This is a genomic window from Streptosporangium sp. NPDC005286, assembly GCF_040607515.1.
GTDB lineage: Bacteria > Actinomycetota > Actinomycetes > Streptosporangiales > Streptosporangiaceae > Streptosporangium.
Genome location: NZ_JBEXGU010000114.1, coordinates 20,644 through 30,538 on the forward strand (window position 1 = coordinate 20,644; position 9,895 = coordinate 30,538).

General features: G+C 72.9%; 8 protein-coding genes. 5 read left to right on the forward strand and 3 right to left on the reverse strand.

Annotation, left to right across the window (positions count from 1 at the left end; translation table 11 throughout):
* Window positions 1–3: 3 nt before the first annotated feature.
* From ABZU75_RS31780 to ABZU75_RS31800, 5 genes are read left to right on the forward strand one after another with little or no spacing between them, the layout of a single operon-like run.
* Entirely contained in the window at window positions 4–1,335 is a 1,332-nt protein-coding gene (locus ABZU75_RS31780; protein ID WP_355562200.1) for a cytosine permease, read from the forward strand.
* Window positions 1,332–2,351, forward strand: a complete 1,020-nt coding sequence (locus tag ABZU75_RS31785) for a TIGR03619 family F420-dependent LLM class oxidoreductase (protein WP_355562204.1) — start codon at window positions 1,332–1,334, stop codon at window positions 2,349–2,351. The genes ABZU75_RS31780 and ABZU75_RS31785 overlap by 4 nt, the downstream gene beginning before the upstream one ends.
* Window positions 2,348–3,535: a Xaa-Pro peptidase family protein gene (locus tag ABZU75_RS31790; protein ID WP_355562207.1), complete on the forward strand. Its 1,188-nt coding sequence runs from the start codon at window positions 2,348–2,350 to the stop codon at window positions 3,533–3,535. Before ABZU75_RS31785 ends, ABZU75_RS31790 begins: the two co-directional genes overlap by 4 nt.
* Complete coding sequence (locus tag ABZU75_RS31795; protein WP_355562209.1) at window positions 3,532–4,830, forward strand: pyridoxal-phosphate dependent enzyme; 1,299 nt, start codon at window positions 3,532–3,534, stop codon at window positions 4,828–4,830. The genes ABZU75_RS31790 and ABZU75_RS31795 overlap by 4 nt, the downstream gene beginning before the upstream one ends.
* On the forward strand, window positions 4,827–5,780 hold the full coding sequence (locus ABZU75_RS31800; RefSeq protein ID WP_355562212.1) for an LLM class flavin-dependent oxidoreductase: 954 nt from the start codon (window positions 4,827–4,829) through the stop codon (window positions 5,778–5,780). Before ABZU75_RS31795 ends, ABZU75_RS31800 begins: the two co-directional genes overlap by 4 nt.
* 286 nt (window positions 5,781–6,066) lie before the next feature.
* On the opposite strand, the gene ABZU75_RS31805 is transcribed toward ABZU75_RS31800, so the two are convergent.
* From ABZU75_RS31805 to ABZU75_RS31815, 3 genes are read right to left on the reverse strand one after another with little or no spacing between them, the layout of a single operon-like run.
* Window positions 6,067–8,454 (reverse strand): xanthine dehydrogenase family protein molybdopterin-binding subunit, encoded by a 2,388-nt coding sequence (locus ABZU75_RS31805; protein WP_355562215.1) that lies wholly within the window; start codon window positions 8,452–8,454, stop codon window positions 6,067–6,069.
* Window positions 8,451–8,948, reverse strand: a complete 498-nt coding sequence (locus ABZU75_RS31810; RefSeq protein ID WP_355562218.1) for a (2Fe-2S)-binding protein — start codon at window positions 8,946–8,948, stop codon at window positions 8,451–8,453. The genes ABZU75_RS31805 and ABZU75_RS31810 overlap by 4 nt, the downstream gene beginning before the upstream one ends.
* Window positions 8,945–9,847 carry an FAD binding domain-containing protein gene (locus ABZU75_RS31815; RefSeq protein WP_355562221.1) on the reverse strand — a complete coding sequence of 301 codons (903 nt, stop codon included), beginning with the start codon at window positions 9,845–9,847 and terminating at the stop codon, window positions 8,945–8,947. The genes ABZU75_RS31810 and ABZU75_RS31815 overlap by 4 nt, the downstream gene beginning before the upstream one ends.
* Between the last annotated feature and the right edge of the window lie 48 nt (window positions 9,848–9,895).

A 9,895-nucleotide genomic window follows, 5' to 3' on the forward strand; every position in this document is an offset into this window, starting at 1 on the left:
GCTATGAGTACAAAAGTGGAGTCGGAGTCGATCGCCACCGACCTCGACGACCACGCGCTGGAGCCTGTGCCCGCGCATCGGCGCAAGTCCCTGATCCAGATGATCATCGTCCAGATCGGCTGGAACATCAGCGTCAGCAGCTTCCTCGTCGGCGGTGTCGTGGGCGGCGGGACCACCTTCGGCGAGGGAATGGCCGCGATCCTCGTCGGCAACCTGGTCCTGGTGGCCGTGTCCGCGCTGATCGGGCTGGTCGGCTACCGGACCGGCCTGTCCAGCTACCTCGCCGCCAGGGTCGTCTTCGGCCGCCAGGGCGCGGTCGTGGTCTCGCTGCTGCTCGGTGTGATCGCCATGGGGTTCATCGGGGTGCTGATGGACACCTGGAGCGGGGCGGTGCACAAGCTGATTCCGGCGATCCCGCCATGGGCCTTCATTCTGACGTTCGGCGCCGCCATCACCACGACGGCGATCTTCGGGTTCAAGGGGCTGGCAAAGTTCTCCGCGATCGCGGTGCCCATCGAGGTCGCGATCGCGCTGCTGGCGCTCTTCAAGATCGGCGGCGGGGACGGCGGGTTCGCCGAGATGGCCGCCCAGCAGCCCGCGGTGCCCATCGGGTTCGCCGTCGCGGTCGGCGCCGTCATCTCGACGTGGGTCACCGGCGCCGCGCTCGTCGGGGACGTGACGCGTTTCGCCTCCCGCGGCCGCGACGTGATCATCTCCTGCTTCGCCGGGTTCGTCGTGGGCGCGGGCGTCTTCGAGATCATCGCCACCGTCTCGGCCATGTCCGTGGGCAACAGCAACTTCGTGCTGGTCATGCAGGGACTGGGCCTGCTGGCCCCGGCCGCGGTAATGCTGGTGCTGGCCCTGTGGAACACCGCCGACAACAACCTCTACTCGGCCTCGCTCGCCTTCACCAACGCCTCCAACACCCTGGGGCTGCGTGTCGGCAAACCCACCTGGACCATAATCTCGATCGTCATCGCGATCCTGGTCGCCTTCGCCGGACTGGCCGCCCAGTTCCTCGTCTTCCTGAACGTCATCGCGATCATCGCACCGCCGTTCGCCGGCGTGCTCATCGCGCACTTCTGGATCCTGGCCCGCCACCACACGGGCGACCAGCTGCTGGAGTCGGCACCGGCCGTGCGGGCCGAGGCCCTCGTGGCCTGGGTCGTGGCTGCGCTGCTGGCGAAGTACACCGACATCCTGCTGACCGACGCCATCGAGGGGCTGGTCTACGGGTTCGTCTGCTATGCCGTACTGGGCTGGGCGGTGACCGCCCTCAGGCGGAACGCCCCGATTCCGGTCACGGCCGACGCACGGGAAGGAGATGTTCGATGAGATTCGGTCTGGGAGTGCCCACGGGCACGGAGGGACTGATGTACCCCGTCCCCTACGCCGACGCCGCCGAGGCGGTCGAGCTGGCCGTCCAGGCCGAGCGGCTGGGATTCGACTCGGTCTGGGGCAACGACCACGTGACCACGCAGGGCTACGTGCGCGAGGAGTTCGACACCCCGCCCCGCTACTACGACCCGTTCGCCTATCTGAGCTACGTCGCGGCGCTCACCAGCCGGATCCGGCTGGCCACGGCGATCATGGTGCTGCCGTTCCGCAACCCGGTGGTGGCCGCCAAGCAGGTCGCCACCCTCGACCGGCTGTCCGGAGGCAGGGCCGTGCTGGGCGTGGGCATCGGCGCCTACCGCGAGGAGTTCGAGGCGATGAACCCCGGGCGGCGCATCAACAGGGGCGAGCACGCGGCCGAGGCCATCCAGGCGCTCAACGCGTTGTTCACCGAGCAGCGAGCCTCCTTCAAGGGGCGCTGGGTCGAGTTCGAGGACGTGGAGTCCTACCCCAAGCCGGCACAGCCCGCGCTGCCGATCCTGTCCGGCGGCAACGCGCCGGGCTCCCGCACCCGCGCGGCGCTGTACGCCGGCGGGTGGCTGCCCGCCTGCCTCACCCCCGGCGAGGTGGCCGCGGGCATCGCCGACATCAGGGCGCAGGCGGCGGCCGCGGGCCGCGAGCTGCCCGGCGGGTTCGAGGTCGCGCTGCAGGTGGCGGTCTGCGTGGCGCCCACCCACGAGGAGGCCTGGCGCAGATTCCGCGCCTCCCAGCTCCACAACCACATGGTCTCGCTGTCCGGCACGACGCTGAAGGACCAGGGCGTCTCCGACCTGGCGAGCCGCAACCTCATCGGCACTCCGGACAGCGTGGCCGAGCAGATCGCCGCCTACCGGCAGGCCGGCGTCGACACCCTCGCCGGGCTGCTGTTCGCGGCCGACACCGTGCCGGAGACGCTCGACGCCATGCACGAGTTCAGCGAGACCGTCATCGCCAAGCAGGCGGGAGGGCGGCCATGAGCGCCGTTCCCCCCGCCCCGGACGTCGACCTGCGCCGGCTGGCGTCGGAGCGGGTCACCCGGCTGCGCGAGGCCCTGGCCGAGGCTCCGTTCGACGCCGTCGTCCTCACCACTCCGGAGAGCGTTTTGTACGCCACCGGCTACCGCAGCGTGGCCGGGGCACTGTTCCGCGCCCACCGGATGGCGGCCGTGGTGACCGGCGACGACTGCTGGCTGGTATGCCCGGCCGCCGACACCGCCCCCGCGGTGGACGGCGGCGTGCCGGAGGACCGGGTGGTGCCGTTCGGCCGGTTCTACTTCGAGTCGTCCGGCCCCACGCCCCTCACCGGTGCCGCCGACCGGCACCCCGACCTGTACGCGGCGCTCGCCACCGCGACCCGCGCCGCCGGGGCGGGGCTCCGGTACGGCGTCGAGGGGCTCGACGGCGAGGTGGCCCTGCGCGAAGCCGCGGGCGACCCCGCCGCGGCCGACGCCACCGGCTGGGCGAGCCGGGTCCGCGGAGTGAAGCTCCCCGGCGAGGTGGCGCTGCTGCGCCACGCCGCCCGGCTCGCCGAGGCCGGAGTCCACGCCGCCCTGGAGATCGCCGCGGAGGGGGTGTCCGAGCACGAGCTCGCCCAGGCGGTGGCCGCCACGATGGTCGCCGGGGGCGCCGAGCCCCGCTTCGTGGTGGCGACCACCGGCCCGCGCTCCGCCCTGGCCGACGCCCACCCGACCGACCGGCGCTGGCGCCCCGGCGAGCTGGCCCGCTTCGACATCGGCTGCCTGTACGCCGGCTACTGGTCCGACATCGGACGCACCGCGGTGCTCGGCGCGCCCGACGCGCGCCAGGCCGGTCACTACGCGGCGATCCTCGCCGGCCTGGACGAGCAGGTCGCCCTGACCCGCCCCGGCGTGACCGCCTCGGAGGTCTTCGACGTCGCGATGCGGGCGGTGCGGCGGGAGGGGGTCACGCCCTACCGGCGCCAGCACTGCGGGCACGGCATCGGCCTCGCCGTCTACGAACCGCCCATCGTCTCCCCCGGCGTGGAGACGGCGCTGGAACCGGGCATGACATTCTGCTTCGAGACGCCGTACTACAACCTCGGATGGGGCGGGATGATGGTGGAGGACACCCTGGTGGTGACCGGCGACGGGGCGGAGCTGTTCACCCGCTCGCCGAGGGAGCTGACGGTGGTGCCGGCATGACCCCGGTCTCCCGCTACCTCGGCCGGCTGGCCTGCCAGCGGTGCTCGGCGACCTACCCCGACCCCTCGCTGGAACTCGCCGGGCGCGGCTGCCCGGTCTGCGAGAAGGAGGGGGCGCCCGCCAACGTGCTCCCGGTCTACGACCTCGGCGGCCTGCACGGCCTGCCCTGTGACCCCACCCAGCCGGGGCTGTTCCGCCACCGCGCGCTGCTGCCGCTGGACGGCGCCACACCCGCGGTGAGCCTGGGCGAGGGCGGCACCCCGCTGGTGCCGCTCCCCCGCACCGCCGAACGCCTCGGGCTCGGCGCGGTCCTCGTCAAGGACGAGACCCGCAACCCGACCTGGTCCTACAAGGACCGGCTGGCCGCCGTGGCGGTCACCAAGGCCGTGGAACTGGGCGCCCCGGCGGTGGTCGTGGCGAGCACCGGTAACCACGGGGCGGCGGTCGCCGCCTACGCGGCGCGCGCGGGGCTGCCCTGCGTGGTGCTGACCGTGGCGTCGGTACCGGACACGATGAAGACCCTCATGCAGGTGTACGGTGCTCGCGTCGTCGCCCTGGAGAACCCCCCGGATCGGTGGCGTCTGATGCGGCGGCTCGTCGAGGAGCGCGGCTGGCTGGCGATGTCCGGGCACGCCGACCCACCGGTGGGGTCCATCCCCTACGGCGTCGACGGCTACAAGACGATCGCCTACGAGATCGTCGCCGACCTCGGCCGGACTCCCGACCACGTGGTCGTGCCCGTCGCCTACGCCGACGGGCTGGCCGGGATCCGGCGCGGCTTCGCCGACCTCGTAGAGTCGGGACTGGCCGACCGGATGCCGGTCCTCGTCGCGGCCGAGCCGTTCGGCCCGCACCACGCCGCCCTGGCCGCCGGCACGGACACCGCGGGACCGGTGCCGACCACCCCGTCGGTCGCGTTCTCCATCGCCTCGCCGTACGGGACCTTCCAGGGCCTGGCCGCGCTGCGGGCGACCGGCGGCCGGGCAGTGCCCGTCCCCGACGACGCGCGCATCCTCGACGCGCAGGGCAGGCTCGGCCGGGAGGCCGGCCTGTACCTGGAGGCCTCGTCCGTCACCGCGCTGGTCGCGGTGGAAGACCTGGCCGGGTCGGGCGCGCTGCCCGCCGACGCCACCGTGGTCGTGGTCGGCACCTCCACCGGCCTGAAGGACGTCGGGGCCACCGCCGCCACCCTGCCGCCGGTGCCCGTCGTGGAACCCACGCCCGCCGCGCTCGACCGGGGGCTCGCCGCACTCGACCGGCGAAGTGGCGGCCTCGGCCCGGAGGGCGAGCGATGAGACTCGCGTTCTCCATCTCCGGGCACCGCGACGCCGCCTCCGCCGTCGCGGTCGCCAGGCTCGCCGAGGAGGCCGGGTTCGACACCGTGTGGATCACCGAGGACTACTGCGAGCGTGGCGCCTTCACACTGGCCGGCGCGATCGCCGCGGTCACCGGGCGGATCCGGGTGGGCATCGGGGTGGTCAACCCCTGGACCCGCCACCCGGCGCTGATCGCCATGGAGCTCGCCGCCCTGGAGGAGATCAGCGACGGGCGCGCGATCCTCGGCCTCGGCGCGAGCAACTCCCGCTGGATGACCGACCAGCTCGGCATCCCCTTCGACCGGCCGATCGGCCGCCTGGCCGAGGCGGTCGACATCGTCAGGGCGATGATGACCGGCGAGCGCGTCGACCACCGGGGCGAGCACTTCCGCGTGTCGGCCGGGCTGTCCTTCACCCCGCCGCGCCGCACCCCGCCGATCGTGCTGGGGGTCAAGGGTCCGCGGGCGCTGGCCCTGGCCGCCGAGCGGGCGGACGGCCTGCTGCTGTCCATCCTCTCCTCCGCGCCCTACGTCGCCTCGGTCCGCGAGCGCGTCGGGGCCGGGGTGGAGCTGGCCGCCTACGTCGGGCTGTCGGTGGGCGAGGACGCGCGCGCGGCCCGCGACCGGCTGCGCCCCATGGTGGCGACCTACCTCGGCGTGCACGGCGACCACGAGATCACCAGAACCGCGGGGCTCGACGCGGGGCTGTGCGCCGCGTTCCGCGAGGGGTGGCTCTCCAACGCTCCGCGCACCGATCTCGTCGACGACGCGCTGCTCGAACTGTTCGCCGCCGCCGGGACGGCCGCCGACGCCGCCGCGTCACTCGGCCGCCTGGCCGCCGCCGGCCTGGACGTGGCGGTCGTCCGCGACGACCCCGACACCGATCCGGGCCGGCTCATGCGCGCGGCCGCCCTCGCCATCGGCCGCTGACCCGCCTTCGCGGCCGGCCCGCCGGGACCTACGCTCCCGGCGGGCGCTCACCGTCCATACCGGCCCGCTATGACGGATAACCCTTACGGTGCGCGAAGCGTCCCCACCAGCGAGGCTGGAGGTTATTCGATGACACCATCCGAGATGGTCGCGGACCAGGACCTCCGTCTGGAGCTGATCCTGGTCGAGGTACTGCACCACGAGGCCGAGCACCTGGTGACCGGCTGAGCGCCCCGGTCCCGGCTCCAACGGGGGGAGCCTGGACCGGAGTCGTCCGGACGGACGATCAGGGGCGTCCCACACCGGCCGCGGCCATCAGTTCGTCCGGGTCGGCGATCACGTTCTCCCGCCAGCCCTGCGGTATGTGCCGGAGATCCACGGATTCGCCGTCCCGCTCCAGGATGAGCCCGAGAACCCGCTGCGGGGTCAGCGGGATCTGCGACACGGACTTGCCGATGGCGTCCGCCACCGCGCAGGAGACCACGGCGGCCACGTTCAGGATCGGCACCTCACCCGCGCCCTTGACGCCCAGGGGCCCGATGGACGGAGCCCCCTCGTAGAGATCGAGCCGGACCGGGACGACATCGCCGGACAGGGGCACGCGGTAGGTCTCGAACCCCGTCTGCCGCACCTTCCCCCGGGGGTCGATGGTGATCTCCTCGTGCAGCGCGTAGCCCAGTCCCTGGACCACACCGCCCTGCACCTGGCCCAGGATGGCCCTGGGGTTGATCGCCCGGCCGACGTCCTGCACGACGCGGTAGGCCAGCACCTCCACGTGGCCGGTGTCCGGATCCACCGCCACGTCGCACTCGTGCACGGCGAAGACCGGTAGGTCCAGTGCCCCGATCAGGTGTCCGGCCGCGCAGCCGGACATGGGCTGCACGCCGGTGCCGGTGAACGAGCCGGAGCCGGAGATCGGTCCCGACACCTGCTGCGCGTGTTCGGCGACCTCTCTGAGGGTGATCCGCGCCGACGGCACCCCGTTCACGACGACGTGGCCGTCGGCGAGACTCAGGTCGCCGGGAGACGTCTCGAGCATCTCCGCCGCGGCCTCGAAGACCTTCCTGCGCACCTCGTCGCAGGCGGCGACACCGGCCGCCCCCAGCGAGACGGTGGTCCTGCCGCCGCCCACGCCGCCGTCGTATCCGGCCGCGTCGGTGTCCGCGGCCCGGACCGTGACGTCCTCCACCCGCAGGCCCAGCGAATCGGCGATGATCTGCGGGATCGCCTGCACGGTCGATCCCGAACCGATCTCGACCCCGGCGGTGACCAGGGTGACGCCGCCGTCCGGGTTGAGGTTCACCGTCGCCGCGGAGGGCCCCACGAAGATGAACCAGGTGCCGACCGTCGTCGCGGTGCCGTACAGACGTCCGTCGTCGGCCTGCCTCACGGGCTCGCCCGAGTCCCGCAACGAGATCATCCGATCGAGCATGGGAGCGAGCACATCGCCCTCGAACACCTGCCCGGTGGACCCGATGTCGCCGTCGCCGAGGACGTTGCGCCGCCGGAACTCCACCCTGTCCATGCCGAGCGCCGCGCAGATCTCGTCGGTGTGCCGCTCAAGGGCCGCGGTGCAGTACGTGCCGTTGCAGGCGCGGAACGCCCCGTTGGGCGGCGAGTTGGTGTAGACCGCGCGGCTTACCAGCCGCACGGCTCCCAGGCGGTAGTTCCCGCCCAGCGTGTGAGCCGTCATGCTGGTCAGGAACGGCTGTTCACCGCCGTAGGCGCCGCAGTCCATCAGGACCACCGCCTCCCGGGCGAGGATCTCGCCCGACTCCGACACGGCGGACCGGATCCGGATCTCCGCGTTCTCCCGGCAGAGCGCCGTCTGCATCTCCTCCTGCCGGCTGTTGACCAGCTTGACGGAACGGCCCGAGGCGCGGGCCAGCAGGGCGGCGAACGGCTCGATGCTCACCTCGAACTTCATCCCGAATCCGCCGCCGACCGGCGGAACCACCACCCGGACGTCGGACTCCCGCACCCCGAGGAGGCGTGCCGTGGAGTTGCGGACCGCCCAGGGGACCTGGGTGGACGTCTGAAGGACGAATCGCCCGTTCTCATAGCCGGCCACGCAGGCGCGCGGTTCCAGCGGCGTCTGGTTCTGCCTGCCCGCGGCGAACTCCGTCTCGACGATCCTGACGTCGCTCCGGGCGAACACCGCGTCGGTGTCCCCGCGCACCACCGTGGCCTCCCAGCCGATGTTCCGTGCCCGCCGGCCGCCCTCGATGAGCACGTCGTAGTCTTCCCAGCCCGGATGGAGGTCGCGGGCGTCGCCGGCCAGCGCCTGGGCCATGGTGATCAGGGGGGTGAACTCCTCGACCTCGACCACGATGGCCGCGGCGGCCGCGCGGGCCTGCTCCAGGGTCTCCGCCGCGACCGCCGCGATGGGCTCGCCCAGGTAACGGATCTCGTCGACGGCGAACAGGGGGTGGTCGGCGATGGTGATCCCGTACCGGCCGGGGGCGTCGGCGGCCGACACGACGGCCCGCACTCCGGGCATGCGCCGAGCGGGCTCCAGGTCGACCGAGACGATGCGGCCCGCGGCCACGTCCGACCGGCGCAGTGCCGCGTGCAGGAGCCCTCCCACGGCGGCGTCCACCGTGAACATCGTCCGGCCGCGCAGCTTGTCCTCGGCGTCGCGGCGGGGCAGGTTGGCTCCGATGACCTGGCTCACGATCCGTTCCCCTCCGCCTGTCGCCCCTGTCCCGCGGCTGCCTGTGCCGCCGCGAGCGCGGCGTCCACGATGCGCTCGTATCCGGTGCACCTGCAGATGTTGCCGACCAGGGCTTCCCGTACCTCATCCCGGCCGGGGTCCGGATCCGACTCCAGCAGCGCGCTCAGCGATATCAGCACCCCGGGAAAGCACATCCCGCACTGCACCGCGTCGGCGTCCTTCATCGCCTGCTGAAGGGGGGAGAGCGCGCCGGCCGGGTCCGCGAGGGACTCCACGGTCCGGACCGACCTGCCCTCCGCGTGTCCCACCGGAACCAGGCAGGACGCCACCGCGTCGTCGTCCACGAACACCGTGCACGATCCGCAGAACCCTTCGCCACACGCCATCTTCGTGCCGCTCAGGTGCAACTCCTCGCGGAGCACCCTGGCCAGCGGGGTCATCGGGCCGGCGTGCACCCGCCTCACTTCGCCGTTGACCGTCAACTCGGTGCTCATGCCCTGCCCGCCTCTCCGCAGTCTTCCTGTCCGACGCGACCGGACCGTTCCAGCGCGCGTACGGCCCGGCCCACGACCGCCGGCAGCACCTGCGACCGGTACCAGCCGTCCACCTCCACCGACTCCCGCGCCTGGAAGGATCCGGTGTGCTCGCGGGCGGCGAGCACCGCCGCGTCCGCGTCGAGTCGCCGGCCGACCAGCGCGGCCGCTATCTCCGGCCACAGGCGGGCCACGGGTTCGACCGAACCCACCGCGACGGTGGCCGACTCCACCACCCCCGCGTCGTCCACCGCGGCCGTGGCACTGACGATGACGACCGGGTAGTCCCCCGCCCGCCGCATGGTCAGGCGAGCGTGCGCGGACACGACGGGAGCCAGCGGCACGGACACGTGCGACAGCACCGTCGCGGGAGGTGCCGCGCCCCGCGTGGCGAGGAACCGGGTGAGCGGCATCCTGGTCTCACCGTCCGGACCCCTCACGACGGCGACGGCCGACAGGCTCAGCAGCGCGGGTACCAGATCCGCTGCGGCGAAGCCGGTGGTGCAGAGGTTTCCGCCGACCGTGGCCTGACGCCTGACGGACGGGTTGGCCGATTTCGCCGCGGCCTGCCGGAGGACGTCCAGCCCGGGGTGGCCGGCCAGCGCTGCGGCCAGCCGGGCATGGGTGACGGCCGCGCCGATCGTGAGATTCGTACCGTCGTCGTCGATCCGTCCCAGTTCCTCGATCCGGGCCAGTGACACGTACTCGCCGCGGAACGGCTCGCCACGGGCGGGACTCCGCATGACCCAGGTGGCGCCGGCGATCGGCACGGCGTCCAGGTCGGAGGTCGCCAGCCGCTCGATGGCGTCGTCGAGCGAGGCCGGCCGGTACAACACCGGTGTTGTCGAAGCTGTCGTCAAAGCTGTCAACGGGACTCCTTGTCCAAGGGCCCGCGGCCGGACCCCGGC

Bases quoted from the DNA above. Each gene is read 5' to 3' on its own strand.
- ABZU75_RS31780 (WP_355562200.1), top strand. From the start codon at position 4: ATGAGTACAAAAGTGGAGTCGGAGTCGATCGCCACCGACCTCGACGAC.
- ABZU75_RS31795 (WP_355562209.1), top strand. From the start codon at position 3,532: ATGACCCCGGTCTCCCGCTACCTCGGCCGGCTGGCCTGCCAGCGGTGC.
- ABZU75_RS31790 (WP_355562207.1), top strand. From the start codon at position 2,348: ATGAGCGCCGTTCCCCCCGCCCCGGACGTCGACCTGCGCCGGCTGGCG.
- ABZU75_RS31810 (WP_355562218.1), bottom strand. From the start codon at position 8,948: ATGAGCACCGAGTTGACGGTCAACGGCGAAGTGAGGCGGGTGCACGCC.
- ABZU75_RS31800 (WP_355562212.1), top strand. From the start codon at position 4,827: ATGAGACTCGCGTTCTCCATCTCCGGGCACCGCGACGCCGCCTCCGCC.
- ABZU75_RS31785 (WP_355562204.1), top strand. From the start codon at position 1,332: ATGAGATTCGGTCTGGGAGTGCCCACGGGCACGGAGGGACTGATGTAC.